This is a genomic window from Martelella sp. AMO21009 (genome assembly GCF_053484295.1).
This window is the reverse complement of the sequence record NZ_JBAKFR010000001.1, coordinates 296,765-318,451: the sequence shown is the minus strand read 5'-3', so window position 1 is coordinate 318,451 and position 21,687 is coordinate 296,765. Positions and strand designations below refer to the sequence as shown.

Below are 21,687 nucleotides of genomic sequence, written 5' to 3'. Positions count from 1 at the left end.
TGAATATTATCCTACAAACGCGATTTTCAGGATGGCGAACAGACAGAGCCCGCCGATCAGCACGGTGAAGAAGGTGTTCGCCATCACCGCGAGGAGCTTCAGCACCTCGCCATGGATGTAGTCGTCGATGATTTCCTGCATGCCGATGCGCATATGCACGAGGCCGGCGACGATCATCAGGCCCATCAGCACGGCGATGAAGGGATTGGCGAGGCTCGCCACCACCTCTTCATACGGCGCGCCGATATGGGCAATGATGAAGATGATGAACAGGACGAACAGCGGCACGAGCGCGACGGCCGTCATCCGCTGCATCCAGAAATGATGTGTGCCTTCCTTGGCGGAGCCGAGACCGCGAACCTTTTTCAGCGGTGTACGCATATCCATGGTGCTCTCCTTACCAGACCAGAAGCCCGACGATCCACAGAAGGACCGTGACCGCGACCGACACGAAGGGCAGCGCGATCGCCATCTTCGTGGTGAATTCCTTGCCGAGACCATGACCGAGATCCCAGGCGAAATGGCGAAGGCCCCCGAGCAGATGATGCACCAGCGCCCAGGTGTAGCCGAACAGGATCAAAAGCCCGAGCCAGGAACCGAAGAACCAGCTCACGCAATCGAAGGCTTCCTTGCCCATGGCCGCCGAGACCAGCCAGGCGACAAGCAGGATCGTGCCGAAATACATCGCGCCGCCGGTGATGCGGTGGATGATCGACATCGCCATCGTCGGAATGAACCGGTAGACTTGAAGATGCGGCGATAGGGGCCGGTTGCTGGTCGGAGTGGCCATCAAAACCTCGCAGGCGTTCTATAGGACGCGGCAATTATGCATTCGGCGTCGCCCGGCAACCAGAGCCGGACGCAACCGACGTTCACGGGTGGTGTAGCCACCGCAAACGGCCGCGACAAGTCCATTCGCTCCGCCCGTCCCGATTTAATCGGTTTGACAGCAAGCGGATTGAAAAAGACCGTTTATCGGGCCCGGAAAATCGCATGCTTTTGTCAACAAGTCCATCCGGGTCGTGGAATTTCAAGCGGTTAATATGAGTGCAGAACTCATATTTGACGACTTAGGTGCATCCGATGAAGCGCCAGACCGTGGTCCGCTTAACCTCGCTGTCCTCCAGCACGCGCGTGACCGGCACCTGGTACTCGGCAAGCCGCTCCAGCCGTTCCTTCGGGCAATAGGCCCGTCCGGGATCGCCGACGAGAATGGTGATGCCGCGCGCCGTCAGCCGCTCTAACCAGGGCAGCAGCGCCGCCGCCCATTGGGCATCGTAGAACACATCGCCGGCAAGCAGCACGTCGCAATCCGGCGTGGTCTCCATCAGATTCTGGCTGGTAAAGCTGAGCGCGACATTGTTCAGCTCGGCATTGAGCTTCACGGCAACGCCCGAAAACGGATCGATATCGGATGCGAGAACAGAGGCAGCACCCGCCTTGGCCGCGGCGATCGCCACCAGTCCGGAGCCGCTGGCGAAATCGATGACCCGCTTGCCGGCCACACAGTCAGGACGATCCAGCACATAACGCGCCAGCCCCTGCCCACCCGCCCAGGCAAAGGCCCAGAACGGCGGCGGCAGGCCGATTGCCTCAAGCTCGCTCTCGGTCTTCTGCCAAAGGTCGTGCACCTCGCTCGCCAGCCGCAGTCGGATTTCCGGAACATGCGGCGGGGCCAGGATTTCAGTATTTTCGAGAATGAAGGCTTTTGGGTTGTTCATGCGCATGGAAAAGCTTCTCCCGGCCGTGACCGGGAGAAAGGCGCAAAATCAGGCCCAGGGGCGCTCGGCCGCGAGCTTGTTTTCGTAGCTGGCGATATTGTCGCTCTTTTCGAGCGTCAGCGAGATGTCGTCGAGGCCGTTCAGCAGGCAGTGGCGCTTGAAGGCGTCGAGTTCGAACTTGATCGAACCGCCATCGGGACCGGTGATTTCCTGGTTCTCCAGATCGACCGTCAGAACCGCGTTGGACCCGCGCTCGGCGTCGTCCATCAGCTTCTCCAGCTCCTGCGGCGAAACGATAATCGGCAGAATGCCGTTCTTGAAGCAGTTATTGTAGAAGATGTCAGCGAAGCTGGTGGAAATCACGCAGCGAATGCCGAAATCGGCCAGCGCCCACGGCGCGTGTTCACGCGAGGAGCCGCAGCCGAAATTGTCGCCGGCCACGAGAATCTTGGCGTCGCGATAAGCGGGCTTGTTCAAAACGAAATCCGGATTTTCCGAACCGTCCTGATTGTAGCGCGCCTCGGCGAAAAGCCCGACGCCGAGACCGGTGCGCTTGATCGTCTTCAGATAATCCTTGGGAATGATCATGTCGGTATCGACATTGACCACAGGCAGCGGCGCGGCAACACCCGTCAGCTTGACAAATTTTTCCATGGGACATCCTCGGCAGATTCTATTGAGCTTGCCATCGCTCTATAGCGGTTTTACGCCGCTTTCAACGGAAAACTGTACCTTTTGGTACGCGCAAGGGAAAACAAAAGGCAGCCGCAAGGGCTGCCCGAAAAGCGATCGAACTGCAAAATCGAACCTCTCAGAGGTCGATGATCTTGCCCTTGCCATCATCCCACACACGCATGCCATCCTTCTGGCGGCAGTCGCGGGTGCGAACCGGAACCGGTGCCTGATTAAGCTTGCCGGCAACCATGCGGGCAACGGTCAGCACGGCAAGAACGCCCATCAGCGCCAGACCAACGGAAAAAGCAAATACGGTCACGAAGGCCACGGCAGCCAGCCCGACGATTGCCATTACTACGGAGCGGATGTTTTCCATCATCAGTTTCCTTTCACACCTGTTAATCTGGCGCGTCGGTGGCCTTTGCGCAAGGGGCAGCGACCATTTTGTCTCATTGAATGCGGACGAAAACTTTGCGAAGCATCATTTTCAGGCACTGCTAAAACTAGTGAGTCCCGAAATTGTCAGGAATATGGCCATGACTTCCATAAACATGACTTCCATAAAACTGTGGCGTTCTCTGCTGAGCGTCCCCGCCATCAACCGCCGCGCGCTGGAAAAGTCGAGGACGCTTGCGGCCGACGCGATCATCTACGATCTGGAAGATGCCGTGGCGCCGGGCAAGAAGGCCGAGGCGCGTGAGAATCTCGAGCGGCTCTACAGTGAGGACCGGCCCGAAGGCGTGACCGCGATCCGGGTGAACCCGCTCGACACGGAAGACGGCAGCGAGGACATGAAAACCGTGCTGGCCTGCCAGCCGGATGCCGTTCTGTTGCCCAAGGTCGGCAATGTCGCCGCCATCGCCACGGCGGGCGCGCTTTTGAAGAGAAACGGCGCGCCGGAGCGGATCAAGCTCTGGGCGATGATCGAGACGCCGGAAGGCGTGGTCAATGCTGCGGCCATCGCCGGGGCGTTCTCCGATGTGCGGGCCGGCGGGCGGCTGGAGGCGCTGGTCGTCGGCGTCAACGACCTGCGCGCGGAAACCGGCGTGGCGCCCTCGCCTGGCCGCGCCTATCTCGTGCCGTGGCTGATGCAGACCGTGCTGGCCGCCCGCGCCTATGGCATCCGCGTCATCGACGGCGTCTACAATGATTTTGCGGATCAGGCTGGCTATGAAGCGGAATGCGCCGAAGGCGCCGCCATGGGGTTTGACGGCAAGATGCTGATCCATCCGAACCAGATCGAGGCCGCCAACCGCCATTTCAGCCCGTCCGAAGACGCTATTGCAGAGGCGCGCGCGATCGTGGAAGCATTTGCAAAGCCGGGCGCGGAAGCGCTAAACGTCATCGATCTCAACGGCCGCATGGTCGAGCGCCTGCATCTGGAGCAGGCGAAAGCCTTGTTGGCGCAGGTCGACGCCATTCAATCGACAAAGGATACCCGATGAAACTCTACCGCTTCCTCACAGGTCCGGACGATTCGTCCTTCTGCCACCGCGTCACCGACGCGCTGAACAAGGGCTGGGAACTCCACGGCGCGCCGTCGCTGACCTTCGATCCCAATCTCGGCAAGACCTATTGCGGCCAGGCCGTGGTGAAGGAGGTCGAGGGCAAGGATTACGATCCGTCGATGAAGCTTGGCGAACAGTAATCTGCACCCCGGGCGGAAGGATCAGATCGGCTGAAACGGCCTGAGCAGATATCCGTCCGGGTCCCGCACCCAGAGCTGGCGCTGGCCTCTTTCGCCATTCGGCGTTCGATAGCGCCGCTCTTCGGGACCAAGCACCAGCGGCCATTTCGCTTTGGCGAGCCGCGCGACGATGCCGTCGAAATCCGTCACCTCGAGCTGGAAGTTGATGCCGCCGCCGAGTGCTGACTCCTCATCGCCAATCGTTCGCCCCATGCCGATCGTGTCCAGCATAAGTTGAGCGGCGCCAAGCTCGAGAAAGGCAAAGCCCTCCTCCGGGCGGTCATAGGCGATCGAGAAGCCGATAAGACCGACATAGAAATCGAGGCTCAGCGCAAGATCCCTCACGCCGAGTTCCGGAATGAGAGCGTTGAACCTCATTTGCGGCCCCAGAGGATCTTGAAGCGCGCATTGCGATAGTCCTCGCCGCTCTCCTTGCAGTTTTCCGCAAGCACCGGTTCATAGGGCAAGCCCCGATTGGCGACCAGAAGCAGCCGTCCGCCGGGTTTCAAGGCATCGCAGGCGGCCTTGATCAGCGCCTTGCCGAGGGAGGGCTCGGCCGCCTTTCCGGCATGGAAGGGCGGGTTCATTACGATCAGATCGTAGCGCGCCCTGATCTTCTCGCCCGCAAGGTCCTGCCAGAAATAGCGGAACTGGCCCTGCTGGCCTGCCAGGTTGACCTTGGCCCGTTCCAGCGCGCGGTAATCCGCCTCGTAGAGATCGATGGCCTCCGCGCGGGGCGCGCGTTCGGCAAGCATCGCGGCAAGATAGCCCCAGCCGGCGCCGAAATCGGCGGCAAGCCCCGAAAAATCCTCCGGCAGGCGCTCGCCGAGAATGCGCGAGCCCTCGTCGATCCGGTCGTGGGAGAACAGGCCCGGCACGGTGGTGAAACGGCCATCGATCTCGACCGTCGGGTGGGTGAGTTTTTCAATCGCTTCGGACGGATCCTCCGGGCGGGTGAACCACACGGCGACGCCATGATATTTCGGCATGGAATCGAGATCGGCGAACAGATGGCCGAGCCGCTTCCGCAGCGACTGGATGCCCTCTTCCTTGGTGCCCGCGATCACGATGAAGCCGCCGGGCACGGTCTTTGCGAGCGCTTCCGCGATCCGGTTCTCGTTCTCGCCGCGATGCTTGGTGAGCAGAATGAGCGACAGGTCGTAACGCCCCTCGCCCGCTTCCGGCGCGACATCGGCATGGGCGCGCTCCAGCCCGATGAAATGCGGGCGATAGGGCTGCACCGCCTCGATCGCAGCGCCAAAGCCCTCCGGCACGCGGTAGCCGGGTTCTGCGCCGAGGAACAGGCAACGCCCGCCCTCGGGCATGGCGATCGTGCCGCTTTCGAAGGGATGGAAAATGGTTTTCAGCGTCTCGCGGGCCATGATTTTACCTGTGAAAAAGGCGCGAGCCATAACGCTCACGCCTGAAAATGAATGCCTTGCGGTTCCCTCCATCAATCTCTCCCCTTGAGGGAGAGATGCCCCGAAAGGGGCAGAGAGGGGTGAACCCTATCGGCAAATGCGGAGTAACGGGCTTATGCCCACTACCCCTCTCTGTCGCTTTCGCGACATCTCCCCCTCAAGGGGGGAGATTGGAGGGAGCATCACTGCTCCGCAGGTTCATACCTGACAGTTTGCCAGCCTTACTCGGCGGCGTCGGACTTCGGCTTGCGCTCGATTTCCTTGCCGGTTTCCTGGTCGACGACCTTCATCGACAGCTTGACCTTGCCGCGCTCATCGAAGCCGATGAGCTTGACCCAGACCTTGTCGCCTTCTTTGACCACGTCGGTGGTCTTGGCAACGCGCTCGGAAGCAAGCTGCGAGATGTGGACGAGACCGTCGCGCGGGCCGAAGAAGTTGACGAAAGCGCCGAAGTCGGCGGTCTTGACGACCGTGCCTTCGTAGATCGCGTTCAGTTCCGGCTCGTCGACGATCGAGTGGATCCACTTCTTGGCAGCCTCGATCTCCTTGCCGGAAGACGATGCGATCTTGATCGTGCCGTCGTCCTCGATGTTGATCTTGGCGCCGGTCTTTTCCACGATCTCGCGGATGACCTTGCCGCCCGAACCGATAACGTCGCGAATCTTGTCGACGGCGATCGTCATCATCTCGATGCGCGGTGCGTATTCGCCGAGCTGCTCGCGGCCTTCGGTAATGGCCTTGGACATTTCGCCGAGGATGTGGTTGCGGCCGCCCTGGGCCTGGCCGAGCGCGACCTTCATGATCTCCTCGGTGATGCCGGCAATCTTGATGTCCATCTGCAGCGAGGTGATGCCGTCGGCAGTACCCGCGACCTTGAAGTCCATGTCGCCGAGGTGGTCTTCATCGCCGAGAATGTCGGAGAGTACCGCGAAGCGCTCGCCTTCCAGGATCAGGCCCATGGCGATGCCGGCAACCGGCTTTGCCAGCGGAACGCCGGCATCCATGAGCGCAAGCGAGGTGCCGCAGACGGTCGCCATCGAGGACGAACCGTTGGATTCGGTGATCTCGGAGACGATGCGCAGCGTGTAGGGGAACTGCTCGACGGTCGGCAGCATCGGGCGGATCGCGCGCCATGCAAGCTTGCCGTGACCGATTTCGCGGCGGCCCGGGGAGCCCATGCGGCCGGTCTCACCCACCGAATAGGGCGGGAAGTTGTAGTGCAGCAGGAAGCGTTCCTTGTACATGCCGGTCAGGGCATCGACATACTGCTCGTCTTCGCCGGTGCCGAGCGTGGCAACGACCAGCGCCTGGGTTTCGCCGCGGGTGAACAGCGCCGAACCATGGGTGCGCGGCAGGATGCCGACTTCCGAGACGATCGGACGGACGGTCTCGAGATCGCGGCCGTCGATGCGGCTCTTGGTGTCGAGAATGTTCCAGCGCACGATCTTGGCCTGGAGGTGCTTGAACACGGCGCCGATTTCTTCTGCGGTGTACTTTGCTTCCTCGCCTTCGGCCGGGGCGTAACGCTCCTTCACCTTCGCCTTGCAGGCGTCGACGGCGGCGTAACGGGCGGCCTTCTCGGTGATCTTGTAGGCGTCGCGCAGCTCGGTCTCGATGAAGGAGAGCATGTCGCTTTCAAGCGCGGAATGATCTTCCGGCTCGAATTCGCGCGGCTCCTTGGCGGCGACTTCGGCGAGCTTGATGATTGCGTCGATCACCGGCTGGAAGCCCTTGTGGCCGAACATGACGGCGCCGAGCATGATGTCTTCGTTGAGTTCCTTGGCTTCCGATTCCACCATCAGAACCGCATCGCCCGTGCCGGCGACGACGAGGTCAAGCGCGGTTTCGGGCATTTCGTCGATATGCGGGTTCAGCACATATTCGCCGTTGATGTAGCCGACGCGCGCGCCGCCGATCGGGCCCATGAACGGAACGCCGGACAGCGTCAGCGCGGCCGAGGTCGCGACCATGGCGAGAATGTCGGGGTTGTTTTCGAGGTCATGCTGGAGAACGGTGACCACCACCTGGGTGTCGTTCTTGTAGCCTTCCGGGAACAGCGGACGGATCGGACGGTCGATCAGGCGGGAAACGAGCGTCTCGTTTTCGCTCGGACGGCCTTCGCGCTTGAAATAGCCGCCCGGGATGCGGCCGGCAGCGAAGGTCTTTTCCTGGTAGTTGACGGTCAGCGGGAAGAAGTCCTGGCCGGGCTTCGGCTCCTTGGCGGAGACGACGGTGGCGAGAACGGCGGTTTCGCCATAGGTGGCCAGTACCGCGCCGTCAGCCTGACGGGCAATCTTGCCGGTCTCCAGCGTGAGCGTGCGGCCGGCCCACTCGATTTCCACTTTGTGGGAATTGAACATGTCTTGTCCTTTAACAAATGCTGTAATCCCGCTCTTTCCCGAAGGAAGGCGCAATCACGGCGTCACGTTTCGTTCGACACGTCACGGGCAAGACAACGTGCTGCTTCCGGTGGCGAAGCAGCCTGCAATCCTGCCCCATGACAGGTCCGTTTCGGCATGCGGCGCCGGACGTTCCGGGGCCGCGTCTTCTGATCCAGCGCCCGCCACGGCGCAAAACCGGCGCTTGTCAGCGCAAATGGAAACGGCGGGCGCAAACGCCCGCCGGATAAAGCTTAGCGGCGAATGCCCAGACGGCCGATAAGGCTCGTGTAGCGGCTTTCATCGATGCGCTTCAGGTAGTCAAGCAGCGAACGGCGGGTCGAAACCAGCGTCAGCAGACCACGGCGGGAATGGTTATCCTTCTTGTGGTCCTTGAAGTGCTCGGTCAGGTTGGTGATCCGTTCGGTCAGGATGGCAACCTGCACTTCCGGCGAACCGGTGTCGCCTTCCTTGGTTGCGAATTCCTTGATCAGCTCTGCCTTGCGTTCAGCAGTAATCGACATCGGTCATCCTTTCTTTAAGAAATGAGGGTGTTTCAAGTCGCCCGGGCCGGGATGTCGTCCAGCAGGGGCCATTCATGCGCATCTGTTTCAATGCTGGCGCCCATATAGGCCAAACAGAGCATAATGTCGAGTGTCGCGTTGCGCACGGGGCGACGGCGCGGAAAGGCAGGCGTTTTGCGGGGCCGTATCGTGCACGGCGCGGCCTCGTTCGTGAGGCCGCGCCGCTTTTGCGAAAGCGCAATTCCGCTGCAATGGATATTGCCGGGCCCGCCGCCGCATCGAAGCGGCGGGCCCTTGGTCTTACTGGCGCACGGCCTTGACGTCGTCCTCGGTCACGGCCGGGGCGGAGTTGCCCCAGGCGCTGCGCAGGAAGGTTGCAAGCGTCGCGATATCGGCATCCGACAGCCGGTCGCCGAAGGCCGGCATTTCCAGCCGTTCCGGCCGCTCGGCCGTCGAAGGCAGCGTCGCGCCGTGGAGGATGACCTCGGTCAGACCCCTGGTCGTCGGCGCAGTCACCAGCGAATTGCCCTTCAGCGCCGGGAACACGCCGGGCGCGCCGCGGCCGTCCGGCATATGGCAGGCATTACAGTTGTTGAGATAGAGCAACTCGCCGTCCGACAGGTTTTCAGCCGATTTCAGCTTCGCCGTCGTCGGATCGTCGGCGGCATCGAGCCGGTCCGTCGTCCGCTCGTTTGGCACGGGCTGCGGGTCGGGCGTTACGTCCGAGATCGCGCGGAGATAGCCGACCATCGCATCGGCATCCTCATCCTTCATGTATTGAAGGGATTCGCCGACCACGAGCTGCATCTCGCCGACCACAGCCGAATGGGCGTTGCGGCCGGTGGTGAGATAGTCCTTCAGGTCCGCGTCGGTCCAGGTCTGCAGGGCGGATGCCGCCGTGCGCAGGTCGGGCGCCGTCCAGCCGCCGATCTCGCCGCCCGTCAGGAAGGCCGGATTGTCGGCATTGGTGCCATCCTGCGCCATGATCATGTTGCGCGGGCTGTGGCAGGCCGCGCAATGGCCGAGCGCCTGCACCAGATAGGCCCCGCGCTCAAGCTGGTCGCTTTCGCTCGCCGCGTCATCCGGCCGGAAGCCGGGCTTGCCGAGCGCGGCCCAGTTCCACAGACGAATGCCCCAGCGCTGGTTGAACGGGAAGTCGAGCTCGGTCTCCTTCACCGGGTTGTCGACCGCCGCGACATCGTTGTGGATATAGCTCCAGATCGCCCGGATATCCTCCTCCTTCATATGCCGGTAGTTCTCATAGGGCATGGCCGGATAGAGGTGCACGCCGCCGGGCGCGATGCCGTCGACGAGCGCGGCATGGAACTGATCGTAGGTCCAGCCGCCGATGCCGGTTTCCTCATCGGGGGTGATATTGCTCGACCAGATCGTGCCCATCGGGCTTTCGATCGGTCGCCCGCCGGCAAAGGGTTCGCCGCCCTCTGCCGTGTGACAGGCCTGACAGTCGGCCATCTGGGTGACGTACTGACCCTCGCCGGCAGTCGGTTCCCAGTCGGCCGCCAGATTGTCATCCGGCTTGGTGAGAGACGGCGGCACGAAGATGATCGCGGCGAGCGCCACCACGCAGATGACGATGAGCGCGAGGATGATGCGAAGAAAGGTTTTCATGATCCGCTCCTCACATCAATGGCCGGGGGTTGGGCAGGTAGTCCTTGCGCAACGCCTCCAGCGCCCAATAGGCAAGGCCGCCGACGGCGCCCGTGGGATTATACTGGATGTTCTGCGGGAAGGCGGAGGCACCCATGACCCAGACGTTGTGACAATCCCAACTCTGGAGATAGCGGTTGATCGCCGAGGTCTTCGGGTCGGTGCCCATGATCGCGCCGCCGACATTGTGGGTCGACTGATAGGGACGCACGTCATACTCCGCGCCATCGCCCTTGTAGCCCGAGGCCATGGCATCCGGGTTCATGCTCTTTGCAATTTCCTCGATCCGCGCCTTCATGAACTGGGTCATCCTGATGTCGTTGTCCTTCCAGTCGAAGGTCATGCGCATCAGCGGACGGCCGTGGCGGTCCTTGTAGGTGGGATCGAGATCGAGACAGGTGTCGCGATAGGCCATGTTCGAGCCGTGCGAGCCGATCGAGAGATTGTGGCCATACCATTCGCCGACGGCGTCCTTCCAGCCCGCGCCCCAGGAGGGCGTACCGGGTGGCAGCGACATCTGCTGGATCGGCCGTCCGCCGGTGTGGCCGCAGGTGATATAGCTGCCGCCGATGAAGCCTTCGCTGGCGAAATCGATCTGCGACATCGAGAAATCGTCGATCGACATGCCGCCGGCGCCGGTGCCCACGAACGGGTTGAAAACCTTGTCCCTGAACCAGAGGCTGGTGCCGCCGGTCATCTGGTAGGAATAGTTGCGCCCGACCACGCCCTCGCCCGTATCCGGATTGTAGGGCTCGCCGATCTCCGACAGCAGCAGAAGGTGGACATTGTGCAGCGAATAGGCGCAGACCAGCACGAGATCGGCCGGCTGGAACACCTCCTCGCCGGTCTTCTCGTCGAAATAGGTAACGCCCGTGGCGGTCTTGCCATCGGCGGCCTTTTCGATCTTCAGGACCTCCGAGCGGGTCCTGTAGCTGAAATTCGGCTTGCGTTTCAGCGCATCGAGAATACAGACCTGCGGCGATGACTTGGAATAATTGTTGCAACCGAAGCGCTCGCAGTAGCCGCAGTAATTGCAGGGCCCGAGCTGCATGCCGTAGTCATTGGTATACTGGATCGAGGCATTGGCCGCGGGACGCGGGAACGGATGGTAGCCCATATTGCGGGCGGCCTCCGCGAACAGCTCCGAATCCCAGGTGTTCTTCAAGGGCGGCATCGGATACTCGGCCGAGCGCGGCGCTTCAAACGGGTTGCCGCCCTCCTGAATCTCGCCATTGATATTGCCCGCCTTGCCGGCAATGCCGGCGACGCTTTCGAACTTGGTCATGTGCGGCTCCAGCTCCTCCGCCGTCACGCCCCAGTCCTGAAGCTGCATGTTTTCCGGAATGATATCGGCGCCGAAGGTCTCCTCGACATAGGAGCGCAGACGATATTCGACCGCCTGCGGCCGCCAGTTCTGGCCGTTCCAGTGAACGCCCGCGCCACCGACGCCGTCGCCCGGCAGGAACGAACCGAGGTGGCGATAGGGAAGCGCAGTCTCCTGCGTATTGTGACGCACGGTCAGCGTGGAGTTGACCGGCTTCTGCATCAGGTCGTAACGCACGGCGTATTTCAGTTCGTCGAAAATGTTGGGATACTGGAAATCGGGCACCGTGCTGCGGTCGTCGCCGCGCTCGAGCGCGAGGATTTCGAGCCCCTCATTGGCGAGTTCCATGCCCATGATCGCCCCGGTCCAGCCGAGGCCGATGATGACGACGTCTTTTTTGGGATCTGTTCTCGTTGCCATGATCTACGCCCTGTCTCCGTTGATTGCCACGGGGCCGAGCGGATATTGCGCGTTCTCGCGACCCGGCCAGGAGGTGAAGGCGCCGCGCGCGCCGGGAAAGCCGATATAGACCCAGGCCTGCATATCGTGATTGCCGCCATAGGATGGATCGGCGAAATAACCCTCCTTGGTGTTGGCGAGCAGGAACTGGAAGAAATCGCGCAGTTCAGGGGCGAGCCCCACCTCGCCCTTCTGCAGCGATGTCAGCGCAGCGTCCTGTTTTGCCGCTTCGAGATTTTCGAAACGGTCGCCATGCGTCTGGCTGCACCAGTCCTGAAAGACGGGAATCGCCTGGCGATAGATTTCCGCCGGCGTCAGCGGGCTCTGGAAACCGAGCGTGGGATTGGCGGCGGGATCGAACGGGCCCTGCATGTACCAGTCCGCGGCCTTGCCGAAATTGCCTGCGAGCTGCCGGTCGATGAAGACCGGCACCCGACAGTCGATCGCCCCCGGGCCATTGCCGCCTGCGGGAATGAGACGGTCGCAGGCGGCCATGACGAACGCCCATTCCGCTTCATTGAAATAGACCCGCTCATACTGGTCGAGCGGCGGCGGCGGTTCCTTTTGAGGCGCTTGCGCCTTTACCGTTCCGGCAAGCGAAGCGATCGCCACCCCCGCAGCGCTCCCCTTGAGGAACCCGCGCCGGGATGGACGTCCTGGCATATCTCTCATGATTATTTCCTTTCGCCGGCCGGGGGCCGGTCATCTCTCCCCGCCTGCGAATAGTCCGGATTTCGCTCCGGATACGGAGGCGGCTCCATTGCTTCCGGATTTGTGCCGGAAGACCAACGGCCCGCCACGCGCGACGGACCGAAACCCTCAATATCGCGTATTGTGACTCATGATGGTCGACGAGAGAAGGTGATTTTTTCCGGCCTTGAGGGAACAAAATCGAAGAAGGCATGAAACGATGAAGCCTGGAGCCGATCAGGCGGAGAATCCGGGATTTCCGGCCTTCCAGAGCTGCGAAACCGGCTGGAGCGCGCAGAGGCAACGTCCACCCCATCTTTCGGGTTGCTCGAGCTCCTCTGCGGAATTTTCCATGGCGCTTCATGTCTGGAGGGGGATTTCAAAAAATGGGCAACGATCTCGTTATCGCGGCCTCCTGCCGGAGGGCTCCGCTCTTGCAGGCCCGATCTGCTGATAGTCAGCCTGCGTGCAAAGGGTCAACTGTATGGCCTGACATGTTGTTCGGCCGGTTGCGGTGACCTACAAATACCGTGTTAGATTGGCCGGGCCGTGCAACCGCAACGGCGCGCGTGCCTGGTCGCCCAGCGGCCCCCGCCGGTGGCCCGGCCTGCTCCGTCATGAAACGCGGGGCCGTCTCCGGCGCGGCATACTTTCCACCCGTGAAGACGACAAAGGAAACACCATGTTCCGTTCAGCCCTGACACTTCTGGCAAGCCTCCTCGCGGCAACGACCGCCCATGCGCAGGACATGCGTGTGATCACCGGCGAGGCCATGATGCGCGAACGCGTGGCGCTGCCGGACGATGCCGAACTCGTGGTGGAAGCGCGCGGTTTCCAGAACGCCCTCCTGGCCACGGACAGCGCCGAGGCCAACGGCCGGCAGGTGCCATGGCCGTTCGAACTGGCCGTCCCGCAAGGCGTCGCGGCGAAGCTGACAGCCGCCATCCGGATCGACGGCGCCAACCGGTTTGTGAGCGCACCGGTCATGATCGCGGCGGGAAACAATGACGCCGATATCGGAAGCGTTATGCTGACGGCGTTCACGCCCGCGGCCTTCGGCAGCACCTTCATGTGCGGCGACATCCGCCTCCAGGTCGGCTTTCAGGGCGAGGAAGCGGTGGTCGAGACCGATGAGAGGATTTACCACCTTGCCCCCGCGATCTCCGCTGATGGCGCGAAATACCAGTCCGATGACGGCCGAAACGTCTTCTGGAGCAAGGGCGACAATGCGCTCGTGACGCTCGATGGCGATGACCTGCCGGATTGCGTCATGATGCCGGCCGAGGCGGCAAAGGCATGGTCGGCGCAGGGCAATGAACCCGGCTGGCGCGCCGTCATCGCAGGCGACCGGTTTATGCTGGACATGAATTACGGCGATGACCGGCTCGACCTCCGCCTGCCGGAGCCGGAGGTGGTCGATGGTGCCTATCGCTACGATTTCGACCAGTACGCCCTCGCCTTCAGCGTGCGCGCCGAAATGTGCCAGGACGACATGAGCGGCCGATTGTTTCCGCAAAGCGTGGAACTGGCAACAGCAACCGCAACGCTGAAGGGCTGCGGCGGCGATGCGCTCGATCTCCTCATCGGCCCCGAATGGACCGTCGACCGTCTTGAGGGCAGCGCGCTCGATGAGGCTGCCGATCGTCCCACCTTCTCGATCAGCGAGGAAGGCCAGATCTTCGGAACCACCGGCTGCAACCGCTTCACCGGCGCGTTCTCGGTCAATGGCGAGGGCGGCGTCGCAATCGGCCCGCTGGCGTCAACGCGAATGGCCTGCAACGATGCCCTGATGAAGCAGGAACAGGCCTTCCTTCAGGCGCTGGATGCGAGCGAAAGCTTCGACTTCGGGCCGGACGGCGCGCTGTTGCTCATGTCGGGAACCGGGACAGTGATCGAAGCCACACGTTGAGGACGGCCTGCCGCCCAGTCCGTTTCCGGCAGGTAATGCGCAAAAGCAGCCGGCGGATCAGTTGATCCGCCGGCTGCTTTTTTTTCGTCTACTTGTTGATGTCGTTCTTCATGTTCCAGAGATTGAAGGCGCGTTCGCCGACCATGTCCTCATCGACGCCTTCCTCCTGAATATCGTCAGCCACCCGCAGATGGCCGAAGCTTGCGAGGATCTTGAGGAGGATCGTCGTGATGACCCAGGAATAGGCGGCGACGATCACGACGGCCAGCACCTGGACGAAAAGCTGATGGGCGCTGGCCGAGACGGCATTGATATGCGAGCTGGCCATGAAGCCGATCAGGATTGCGCCAGTCATGCCGCCGACGCCATGGGCGCGCCAGACTTCCAGCGTGTCGTCGATCTTCAGCCATTCCTGAACATATTTGGCGTTGTAGCAGACCGTCGCGCCGATCGCGCCGATGATCAGCGCCGCCATTGGCTCGACATAGCCGGCGGCTGGCGTGATCGTGGCAAGACCGGTGACTGCGCCGACGAGAACGCCGGAGAACGAGACCCGCCGATGTCCGCGCCATTCCCACAACATCCAGACCAGCATGGCAATCGCGCCGGCGAGCATGGTGTTGGTGAAGGCATAGGCCGCCAGCGCATCCGCCGCATAGGCGCCACCGGCATTGAAGCCGAACCAGCCGAACCACAGAAGACCCGCGCCGAGCGCCACCAGCGGCAGGCTCGCCGGCTGGCTTTCGGGATCGCCGACGGCGACCTTGCGCTTGCCGAGGAATCTGGCGGCGGCAAGGGCCGAGAAACCCGCGGCGGTGTGGATCACGATGCCGCCAGCGAAATCGACGACGCCCATCTTGGAAAGAAATCCGCCGCCCCAGATCCAGTGCGCCGCCGGCAGGTAGATCAGGATCGTCCACAGAGCCACGAAGAACAGATAGGCCCCGAACTTGAAACGCCCGACGAAGGCGCCGGTCATCAGCGCCGGCGTGATGATGGCGAACATCATCTGATAGGCGAACACCATGATGAACGGCACATTCGGGGCATAAGTATCATTCGGCGATATGCCGACATGGTACATGCCGAAATAGGGACGGATATCGCCAATGATGCCGCCGATCGAGGGACCGAAGGCGAGGCTGAAACCGCCGAACACCCAGATGAGGCTGACGATGCCGATGCAGACGAAATTCTGGATCATGATCGAAAGCACGTCTCGCTGCTTCACCAGACCGCCGTAGAAGAGTGCAAGGGCCGGGGTCATCATGCAGACCAGCGCCGTGCAGATCAAAACAAACGCGGTATCCCCCGCATTGATGGCGTGCATAGCTTCCTCCTTTGAAAGCGCATGTTTGTGTCGGCGCGACCGCCCCGGCCGCGCCCGAGTTCAGATCTTGGTATCGGTGACCAGATGCTCGCCGACCGCGCTGTGCGGATGCGGCGCAAGCAGCTTCTTCGGCGCGATGAACAGATACATCGTCAGCACATAGGGCGCGGTGAAGGACGGCAGGCCAAGCGGTTCGGTCAGCACGTCATAGGCGCCCTGCAGGAACACGGTGACGATGGTGGCCAGCAGCGCGTAGACGACCACCCGCGGCGACGGCTTCAGAAAGATGACGCCGACCGCCATCGCCGTCAGCACTGCACTGAAACCGTAAAGCCCCTGCACCACCAAATGCGGTTCCGCCCTGAGCGCGATCGCCGTCGCCATGGCGATCAGCGAGCCGCAAATGGCGGCGATACCGGCCGCGCGCGAGGCGATCAGAATGCCGAGAAGGATGATCGCGCCGCTGATCTCGTTGCCGAGAAGATAGACCTGGCCGATATTGCGGAAGAAAATCTGGACCAGTTCGATATGGGACGGGATCATCGTCACGCCATTGATATAGTCGGAGGCCAGTTCGGGATGGTCGCCGGAGACATCGAGCGCGCCGAACGTGTAGGCGCCTGCCACCAGCAGCCAGCCGGTCAGCACGAACGGGCCGGTGGAGCCCGGTATCCCCCAGCTTTTGGTGATCATCCCCCCGAGCGCCGCCGTCACCACCGTGCTCATGGCCGCGCCAATGACAACATAGAACCAGAGCTGCGGCGAGACGCTGATGAAGGTCGGCAGCGCCACGCCAACGAGAATGCCGTTGAAGCCGAACAGGCCGGAGGTGATCGAATCCTCGTCGCAATCGAGAAGCCGCGCGGTCAGCGTTGCAACGATGAGGCCGACAAGCGCGCCGATCGTGGTCGCCCAGTTGCCGCCAGCATGGCTCGCATAGGCGATCGCCGCGATGAACAGCGCGCCGGTGAGCGCGTTCTCCATGAAGAACACCTGCCCCGCGCCGCGCAGGCACTGCGTGGCAAAATCCTTCCGTTTTCCCGTCATCTACCCCGCCCCCTTCTTGGCTGTTGGTCAACGCCAGAGAAATTCTTCCGGCAGCGTTCTGCCGCGGGCTTCTTCCCTGACGACCTTCCAGAAATTCCTGACCTCCGCGCGCACGTCGTAGCTTTCGATCCCGACCACGCGCAGCATCAGGCCGGCACCGTTCGGAAGCGTCGAAACGCCGGAGATCGCGCGCGGGCGCTCATCGCCGAAACTGACGCCGACACGTTCGCGGATGCGTTCGGCAACGGCCGGCGGCGTGATGCAGAGAATATTGGCGAAGGCGTCGTAGCCGCCCATCACCGCGGGAAAGTCGATCGTTTCGTTACCCTTCTCGATCAGCACCTTCTCGGTGAACAGCTTGCGGCCGTCCGGCCGGCGAGCATTCACGGTCATCGACAGGAGATCGAAGCCGAAACGCTCGCTTTCATGGTGGTGCTTGCGGCCGGTCATCATCATCTCGCCATAGAGCAGCGTCGCGTCTTCATGGACCACGAGATCGGTATCGTTGATGAAACGCGAATCCTTGTAGGGAATGGTGAAATCCGGCAGGAACTCGAGATAGGCGTCCTTTGCGAGCGTCACCGTCTGGTGCTGCGAGGCGTAGTTGGCGTCCATCCGGTGAATGCGGTTCGCGCCCTGGGAGGTCACCTGGGCGCACGCCCCCTCGCCCACCGAAATGTCGATCGTGTAGCGATCGCCCTGAAGGATGCCGCCGCCGATCGAGATGATCGAGCAGATCGGCAGCTCCGGCATCGCCTCGTCCCAGTAGAGCGCCTGCTGCACCAGAAGCGGCGTGACCCGGTAGAGATCGGACAACACCGAGCGGCCGCCGCGCACAGAGAAGCCGAGGCGCAACGCCCCGACCTTGCCGGGACCGGCCGCACGCATCTGCGCCGGTTCTGTTTTAAAACCGCTCAGTTCCCGGTATTCGTCGATCCGGCGCAGACGTTCGTGAAGGCTCATCGAGTCACTCTGCGGCTTGGCCGGCAGGCGTCACGTCGAACAGCGCCATGTCCATGATCAGCTTCATCAGTTCGTCGACGCCCTCGCCGGTCTTGCAATTGGTGAACACGAACGGCTTCTTGCCGCGCATCAGCTTGGAATCGCGGTCCATGACGCCGAGATCGGCGCCGACATAGGGGGCGAGATCGGTCTTGTTGATGACCAGGATATCCGACTGGCAGACCCCGGCGCCGTTCTTGCGCGGGATCTTGTCGCCGGCGGCAACGTCGATGACATAGATGTAAAAATCGGCGAGCGCCGGGCTGAAGGTCAGCGTCAGGTTGTCGCCGCCGGATTCGATCAGGATCACGTCGCTGTCGGGATACTTCTCTTCCATTTCTTCGACAGCGGCGATGTTCATGGAAGGGTCTTCACGCACCGCCGTGTGCGGGCACGCTCCGGTTTCCACGCCGACGATCTTTTCTTCGACCAGGACGCCGTGAAGCGTCCGGCGAACCTGTTTGGCATCTTCGGTCGTGACCACATCATTGGTGATGATCAATGGCTTGACGCCGAGTTCGATCAGACGCGGGGTGATGGTTTCGATCACGGCTGTCTTGCCAGATCCGACCGGGCCGCCGATGCCGATACGCGTGATTTTCTTCATTGTGCCATTCCTTTTCCGCCGGTCAGTTCATGAACAGCCGGACATGGGTTTTAGTGTGATGGGCGACGAGGACATCGAAGACCGGCGCGAAGCCGGACATTTCATCAAGGTCCAGTCCGTGGACGCGCCCGTAATCGGCCTCGACGCGGCCCTGCACGATAAAAAGGATGCGCTGGGTATCGAGATGATCGATCCGCATCAGCCGCACCGCGGCGCTCATGATCATCGCCGCAACGCCATACTGGTGGACCACGAAGGCCTGTTTCTCATCGGCACCCATATGCGCGAGCGCGACCGCCTGGCCGACCGGAAAGCAGCCCGGCGTCGTGCCCGCCTTGATGTCGGCAAGCCAGCGTTCGAGAACGGGAAACGCGCTGATCTTCAGGGAAAGCTCCGCGAACTTGCGGCCCATGCGGGCAAGCATCATCTGCTGCTCCTCGCCCACGCGACGGTTCCACAATTCCTGGTCGGCCTCGAGCACGGCGTCATAGGCGCCGCGGCGGGCCGCGCGATGGGCATGGAGGAAGGCGATGCCATCCATGCTTGATGCCTGCCGCACCACCGTTTCGACGAAGCGCTCCAGACTCTGCGCATCTTTGACGACATCAGTCTGGATCGCCGATTCCAGTCCGTTGGAAAATGCGAAGGCGCCAACGGGCAGCGTCGAATCGGAAAACTGCAGCAGGCGCGCAAGCAGAACCATATCGCTTTCAGAATGCGCCTGACTGCCGTTTATGTCTGGCATTGCCGCCCCCAGGCTCAGTGATGGTGGTGATGATCGCCATGGTCATGGCCGTGGCCATGATCGTGATGATGATGCGGCGTCGCGTCCGCGCCGGCAAAGAGCATCCGCACCTCGCGCGCGTCGAGCTTGGCGGCGATTTCCTCGCCGGGCGCGAAATGGCTCTTCACGCCCTCGAACGCATGGGTCTTCATCACCGAGGCCATGACCTTCTGGTCGACGGAAAGCGGCACATAGACGGTGCTGCCCTTGATGACCGCCGGCCAGTGCTGGTTGCCGAGACCGTGGCCCAGTTCGAAGCACACCCTGAGGATTTCCTGCGGCGACAGGGTTTCGAGCCCTTCGAGCTCGATCACCATGACCTCTTTCAGGGCGATCTTTGCGGCGATGATGGTGTTGCTCGCCTCGTCGTAATGCAGAACATCACCGTTATGGAGATGTTCCGAGCGCGACAGCGAGATCGCGAGTTCGGTTCCACCCTCGCTCGCCTTGCGCAGGCGGTTCTTCGGCGCTTCCCACTGTTCGAGCGCGAGGTAATCGACCGTCGCGTCGTGGGAGCGTTTGTGCCAGTCGGCATCCTTCAGGTTGCCAAGGATTTTTTCGACAAGGATCATGGTGTTCGCCGCATTCTTTGCCTGGAATTCGAACCGGACCGTCCATGCCTCGGAAGGCGTCTTGGAACGGATGCGCGGCCCTGCTTCCGGCGAGGTTGTCATGTTCGGGGCTGCCGGTTGCGGGCGGGATCGAAACCCCGCCCGGCATCGCAATCAGCTGAAGAAGTGAAGCTGGTTCAACGGGATCGTGGTCGCCGGTTCCACCGTCGCGTGCTTGCCGTTGACGGTCACCGCGAAGGTTTCCGGATTGACCTCGATCTCCGGCAGGGCGCTGTTGCGCACCATCGAGCTCTTGCTGATTGTGCGCGTGCCATAGACCGGCACCACCTGCGACTGGAGCTGGTAGCGGTCGACGATGCCGTCCTCATAGCCCGCCAGCGATGTGAAGGTGACGCGGGTCTTCGGCAGCGCCGAGCCGTATGCGCCGAACATCGGCCGGTAGAGAACCGGCTGCGGCGTCGGCAGCGACGCGTTCGGATCGCCCATCAGCGCCCAGGAGATGAGGCCGCCCTTGATCACCATCTTCGGTTTGGCGCCGAAGAAGGCCGGCTCCCAGAGCACGAGGTCGGCCATCTTGCCGACTTCGACCGAGCCGATCACATGGCTGACGCCCTGGGCGATCGCCGGGTTGATCGTGACCTTGGCGACGAAGCGCAGGACGCGCTCGTTGTCATTGCCGGACGTATCGCCGTCATAGGCGCCCATACGGTCCTTCATCAGATGCGCGGTCTGGATGGTGCGCGCCCAGTTCTCGCCGACGCGGCCCATGGCCTGGCTGTCGCTGGAGAGGATCGAGATCGCGCCGAGATCGTGCAACACGTTTTCAGCGGCGATGGTTTCCGGCCGCACGCGGCTTTCCGCGAAAGCGACGTCGGTCGGGATCTTCGGGCTGAGATTGTGGCAGATCATCGTCATGTCGAACAATTCGGCCTGCGAATTGATGCCGTAGGGCAGCGTCGGGTTGGTCGAGCTCGGGATGACGTTGGACTGGCCGGCTACACGGATAATATCCGGCGCGTGACCGCCGCCCGCACCTTCCGTGTGGTAGGTGTGGATGGTGCGGCCCTCGAAGGCGGCGATCGTGTTCTCGACGAAGCCGGCCTCGTTCAGCGTATCGGTGTGGATGCAGACCTGAACGTCGAAGTCGTCCGCGGTGCGAAGCGCCGTGCGGATCGCTTCCGGCGTGCTGCCCCAGTCCTCATGGATCTTCAGGCCCATGACGCCGGCGCGAAGCTGCTCCTCGATCGGAAGCCGCGCGGAGACATTGCCCTTGCCGAGCACGCCGGCATTGACCGGCCAGCCGTCGAAGGAACGCAGCATCATCCCGACATTCCATGTGCCGGGGGTGATGGTGGTGCCGTTGGTGCCGTCGGTCGGGCCGATGCCGCCGCCGAACAGCGTGGTGACGCCGTTGGAAAGCGCCGCTTCGGCCTGCTGGGGCGAGATGAAGTGGACGTGGGCGTCGATACCGCCGGCGGTCAGGATCAGGTGCTCGCCGGAAATCGCATCGGTCCCCGGCCCAAGCGCCAGCCCCGGCGTCACGCCTGACATGGTGGACGGGTTGCCGGCCTTGCCGATCGCGCAGATATTGCCGTTCTTGACGCCGACATCGGCCTTGATGACGCCCTGCACGGCGTCGAGGATGGTGACGTTGGTGATCACGAGATCGGGGGCGCCGGCGGCATTGGTGAGCTCGTTGTCATAGCCCATGCCGTCGCGCAGCGTCTTGCCGCCGCCATAGACGGCTTCCTCGCCATAGACCCGGAGGTCCTTTTCGATCTCGATGTAGAGATCGGTATCGCCGAGGCGGATCTTGTCGCCCGTCGTCGGACCGTAGAGGTCGGAATACTGCTGTCTTGAAATCTTGGCCATTTCAGAAATCCTGTCGA

Annotated in this window: 22 protein-coding genes; 3 read left to right on the top strand and 19 right to left on the bottom strand. The window is 62.3% G+C overall.

Annotation, left to right across the window (positions count from 1 at the left end; all coding sequences use genetic code 11):
• Positions 1 to 6 precede the first annotated feature (6 nt).
• The 5 genes from sdhD to V6766_RS01490 all read right to left on the bottom strand — a co-directional run bounded on the left by sdhD (position 7) and on the right by V6766_RS01490 (position 2,772).
• On the bottom strand, positions 7 to 387 hold the full coding sequence (sdhD, locus tag V6766_RS01510; RefSeq protein WP_448432142.1) for a succinate dehydrogenase, hydrophobic membrane anchor protein: 381 nt from the start codon (positions 385 to 387) through the stop codon (positions 7 to 9).
• Positions 388 to 397: 10 nt separating this feature from the next.
• Positions 398 to 790 (bottom strand): succinate dehydrogenase, cytochrome b556 subunit, encoded by a 393-nt coding sequence (gene sdhC, locus V6766_RS01505; RefSeq protein WP_448462925.1) that lies wholly within the window; start codon positions 788 to 790, stop codon positions 398 to 400.
• Between the two features lie 280 nt (positions 791 to 1,070).
• Positions 1,071 to 1,721, bottom strand: a complete 651-nt coding sequence (locus V6766_RS01500) for a class I SAM-dependent methyltransferase (protein ID WP_448463197.1) — start codon at positions 1,719 to 1,721, stop codon at positions 1,071 to 1,073.
• A gap of 48 nt (positions 1,722 to 1,769) precedes the next feature.
• Positions 1,770 to 2,375, bottom strand: a complete 606-nt coding sequence (gene leuD / locus V6766_RS01495) for a 3-isopropylmalate dehydratase small subunit (protein WP_230719517.1) — start codon at positions 2,373 to 2,375, stop codon at positions 1,770 to 1,772.
• 157 nt (positions 2,376 to 2,532) lie between these two features.
• On the bottom strand, positions 2,533 to 2,772 hold the full coding sequence (locus tag V6766_RS01490; protein WP_448462921.1) for a hypothetical protein: 240 nt from the start codon (positions 2,770 to 2,772) through the stop codon (positions 2,533 to 2,535).
• 160 nt (positions 2,773 to 2,932) lie between these two features.
• On the opposite strand from V6766_RS01490, the gene V6766_RS01485 reads away from it, so the two are divergent.
• The gene (locus V6766_RS01485; protein WP_448462919.1) at positions 2,933 to 3,841 is read left to right on the top strand and encodes an HpcH/HpaI aldolase/citrate lyase family protein; all 909 of its coding nucleotides are present in this window, start codon (positions 2,933 to 2,935) and stop codon (positions 3,839 to 3,841) included.
• Positions 3,838 to 4,044: a DUF1737 domain-containing protein gene (locus V6766_RS01480; protein ID WP_448462917.1), complete on the top strand. Its 207-nt coding sequence runs from the start codon at positions 3,838 to 3,840 to the stop codon at positions 4,042 to 4,044. The genes V6766_RS01485 and V6766_RS01480 overlap by 4 nt, the downstream gene beginning before the upstream one ends.
• A gap of 21 nt (positions 4,045 to 4,065) precedes the next feature.
• Here the strand turns inward: V6766_RS01480 and V6766_RS01475 are convergent, their stop codons facing one another.
• The 7 genes from V6766_RS01475 to V6766_RS01445 all read right to left on the bottom strand — a co-directional run bounded on the left by V6766_RS01475 (position 4,066) and on the right by V6766_RS01445 (position 12,529).
• Positions 4,066 to 4,461 (bottom strand): bleomycin resistance protein, encoded by a 396-nt coding sequence (locus V6766_RS01475; RefSeq protein WP_448462915.1) that lies wholly within the window; start codon positions 4,459 to 4,461, stop codon positions 4,066 to 4,068.
• Positions 4,458 to 5,465, bottom strand: a complete 1,008-nt coding sequence (locus tag V6766_RS01470) for a class I SAM-dependent methyltransferase (RefSeq protein WP_448462913.1) — start codon at positions 5,463 to 5,465, stop codon at positions 4,458 to 4,460. The genes V6766_RS01475 and V6766_RS01470 overlap by 4 nt, the downstream gene beginning before the upstream one ends.
• 260 nt (positions 5,466 to 5,725) lie before the next feature.
• Positions 5,726 to 7,864, bottom strand: coding sequence for a polyribonucleotide nucleotidyltransferase (pnp, locus tag V6766_RS01465; protein ID WP_448462911.1), 2,139 nt, complete (start codon positions 7,862 to 7,864; stop codon positions 5,726 to 5,728).
• Between the two features lie 272 nt (positions 7,865 to 8,136).
• A complete protein-coding gene (gene rpsO / locus V6766_RS01460) occupies positions 8,137 to 8,406 on the bottom strand; it encodes a 30S ribosomal protein S15 (protein ID WP_230719524.1) in 270 nt (89 codons plus the stop codon).
• A gap of 300 nt (positions 8,407 to 8,706) precedes the next feature.
• A complete protein-coding gene (locus V6766_RS01455; RefSeq protein WP_448462909.1) occupies positions 8,707 to 10,035 on the bottom strand; it encodes a c-type cytochrome in 1,329 nt (442 codons plus the stop codon).
• Between the two features lie 10 nt (positions 10,036 to 10,045).
• The gene (locus tag V6766_RS01450; RefSeq protein ID WP_448462907.1) at positions 10,046 to 11,818 is read right to left on the bottom strand and encodes a GMC family oxidoreductase; all 1,773 of its coding nucleotides are present in this window, start codon (positions 11,816 to 11,818) and stop codon (positions 10,046 to 10,048) included.
• Between the two features lie 3 nt (positions 11,819 to 11,821).
• A complete protein-coding gene (locus tag V6766_RS01445) occupies positions 11,822 to 12,529 on the bottom strand; it encodes a gluconate 2-dehydrogenase subunit 3 family protein (RefSeq protein ID WP_448462905.1) in 708 nt (235 codons plus the stop codon).
• 700 nt (positions 12,530 to 13,229) lie between these two features.
• Between V6766_RS01445 and V6766_RS01440 the strand changes: the two genes are divergently transcribed.
• Complete coding sequence (locus tag V6766_RS01440) at positions 13,230 to 14,456, top strand: META domain-containing protein (protein ID WP_448462903.1); 1,227 nt, start codon at positions 13,230 to 13,232, stop codon at positions 14,454 to 14,456.
• Between the two features lie 88 nt (positions 14,457 to 14,544).
• Here the strand turns inward: V6766_RS01440 and V6766_RS01435 are convergent, their stop codons facing one another.
• From V6766_RS01435 to V6766_RS01405, 7 genes are all read right to left on the bottom strand, one after another.
• Positions 14,545 to 15,786 (bottom strand): ammonium transporter, encoded by a 1,242-nt coding sequence (locus tag V6766_RS01435; protein ID WP_448462901.1) that lies wholly within the window; start codon positions 15,784 to 15,786, stop codon positions 14,545 to 14,547.
• A 60-nt stretch (positions 15,787 to 15,846) separates the two neighbouring features.
• On the bottom strand, positions 15,847 to 16,833 hold the full coding sequence (yut, locus tag V6766_RS01430) for an urea transporter (protein ID WP_448462899.1): 987 nt from the start codon (positions 16,831 to 16,833) through the stop codon (positions 15,847 to 15,849).
• A gap of 27 nt (positions 16,834 to 16,860) precedes the next feature.
• Positions 16,861 to 17,796 (bottom strand): urease accessory protein UreD, encoded by a 936-nt coding sequence (locus V6766_RS01425; RefSeq protein WP_448462897.1) that lies wholly within the window; start codon positions 17,794 to 17,796, stop codon positions 16,861 to 16,863.
• A 4-nt stretch (positions 17,797 to 17,800) separates the two neighbouring features.
• Entirely contained in the window at positions 17,801 to 18,442 is a 642-nt protein-coding gene (gene ureG / locus V6766_RS01420; RefSeq protein WP_448462895.1) for an urease accessory protein UreG, read from the bottom strand.
• Positions 18,443 to 18,464: 22 nt separating this feature from the next.
• Positions 18,465 to 19,187 carry an urease accessory protein UreF gene (locus V6766_RS01415; RefSeq protein WP_448462892.1) on the bottom strand — a complete coding sequence of 241 codons (723 nt, stop codon included), beginning with the start codon at positions 19,185 to 19,187 and terminating at the stop codon, positions 18,465 to 18,467.
• Between the two features lie 14 nt (positions 19,188 to 19,201).
• Positions 19,202 to 19,798, bottom strand: a complete 597-nt coding sequence (gene ureE / locus V6766_RS01410; protein WP_448463195.1) for an urease accessory protein UreE — start codon at positions 19,796 to 19,798, stop codon at positions 19,202 to 19,204.
• A gap of 153 nt (positions 19,799 to 19,951) precedes the next feature.
• Positions 19,952 to 21,670: an urease subunit alpha gene (locus V6766_RS01405; protein WP_448462890.1), complete on the bottom strand. Its 1,719-nt coding sequence runs from the start codon at positions 21,668 to 21,670 to the stop codon at positions 19,952 to 19,954.
• Between the last annotated feature and the right edge of the window lie 17 nt (positions 21,671 to 21,687).

Excerpts from the sequence above, each read along its gene's own strand:
- sdhD (WP_448432142.1), bottom strand. The coding sequence starts at position 387 with ATGGATATGCGTACACCGCTGAAAAAGGTTCGCGGTCTCGGCTCCGCC.
- sdhC (WP_448462925.1), bottom strand. The coding sequence starts at position 790 with ATGGCCACTCCGACCAGCAACCGGCCCCTATCGCCGCATCTTCAAGTC.
- V6766_RS01500 (WP_448463197.1), bottom strand. The coding sequence starts at position 1,721 with ATGAACAACCCAAAAGCCTTCATTCTCGAAAATACTGAAATCCTGGCC.
- leuD (WP_230719517.1), bottom strand. The coding sequence starts at position 2,375 with ATGGAAAAATTTGTCAAGCTGACGGGTGTTGCCGCGCCGCTGCCTGTG.
- V6766_RS01490 (WP_448462921.1), bottom strand. The coding sequence starts at position 2,772 with ATGGAAAACATCCGCTCCGTAGTAATGGCAATCGTCGGGCTGGCTGCC.
- V6766_RS01485 (WP_448462919.1), top strand. The coding sequence starts at position 2,933 with ATGACTTCCATAAACATGACTTCCATAAAACTGTGGCGTTCTCTGCTG.
- V6766_RS01480 (WP_448462917.1), top strand. The coding sequence starts at position 3,838 with ATGAAACTCTACCGCTTCCTCACAGGTCCGGACGATTCGTCCTTCTGC.
- V6766_RS01475 (WP_448462915.1), bottom strand. The coding sequence starts at position 4,461 with ATGAGGTTCAACGCTCTCATTCCGGAACTCGGCGTGAGGGATCTTGCG.
- V6766_RS01470 (WP_448462913.1), bottom strand. The coding sequence starts at position 5,465 with ATGGCCCGCGAGACGCTGAAAACCATTTTCCATCCCTTCGAAAGCGGC.
- pnp (WP_448462911.1), bottom strand. The coding sequence starts at position 7,864 with ATGTTCAATTCCCACAAAGTGGAAATCGAGTGGGCCGGCCGCACGCTC.
- rpsO (WP_230719524.1), bottom strand. The coding sequence starts at position 8,406 with ATGTCGATTACTGCTGAACGCAAGGCAGAGCTGATCAAGGAATTCGCA.
- V6766_RS01455 (WP_448462909.1), bottom strand. The coding sequence starts at position 10,035 with ATGAAAACCTTTCTTCGCATCATCCTCGCGCTCATCGTCATCTGCGTG.
- V6766_RS01450 (WP_448462907.1), bottom strand. The coding sequence starts at position 11,818 with ATGGCAACGAGAACAGATCCCAAAAAAGACGTCGTCATCATCGGCCTC.
- V6766_RS01445 (WP_448462905.1), bottom strand. The coding sequence starts at position 12,529 with ATGAGAGATATGCCAGGACGTCCATCCCGGCGCGGGTTCCTCAAGGGG.
- V6766_RS01440 (WP_448462903.1), top strand. The coding sequence starts at position 13,230 with ATGTTCCGTTCAGCCCTGACACTTCTGGCAAGCCTCCTCGCGGCAACG.
- V6766_RS01435 (WP_448462901.1), bottom strand. The coding sequence starts at position 15,786 with ATGCACGCCATCAATGCGGGGGATACCGCGTTTGTTTTGATCTGCACG.
- yut (WP_448462899.1), bottom strand. The coding sequence starts at position 16,833 with ATGACGGGAAAACGGAAGGATTTTGCCACGCAGTGCCTGCGCGGCGCG.
- V6766_RS01425 (WP_448462897.1), bottom strand. The coding sequence starts at position 17,796 with ATGAGCCTTCACGAACGTCTGCGCCGGATCGACGAATACCGGGAACTG.
- ureG (WP_448462895.1), bottom strand. The coding sequence starts at position 18,442 with ATGAAGAAAATCACGCGTATCGGCATCGGCGGCCCGGTCGGATCTGGC.
- V6766_RS01415 (WP_448462892.1), bottom strand. The coding sequence starts at position 19,187 with ATGCCAGACATAAACGGCAGTCAGGCGCATTCTGAAAGCGATATGGTT.
- ureE (WP_448463195.1), bottom strand. The coding sequence starts at position 19,798 with ATGATCCTTGTCGAAAAAATCCTTGGCAACCTGAAGGATGCCGACTGG.
- V6766_RS01405 (WP_448462890.1), bottom strand. The coding sequence starts at position 21,670 with ATGGCCAAGATTTCAAGACAGCAGTATTCCGACCTCTACGGTCCGACG.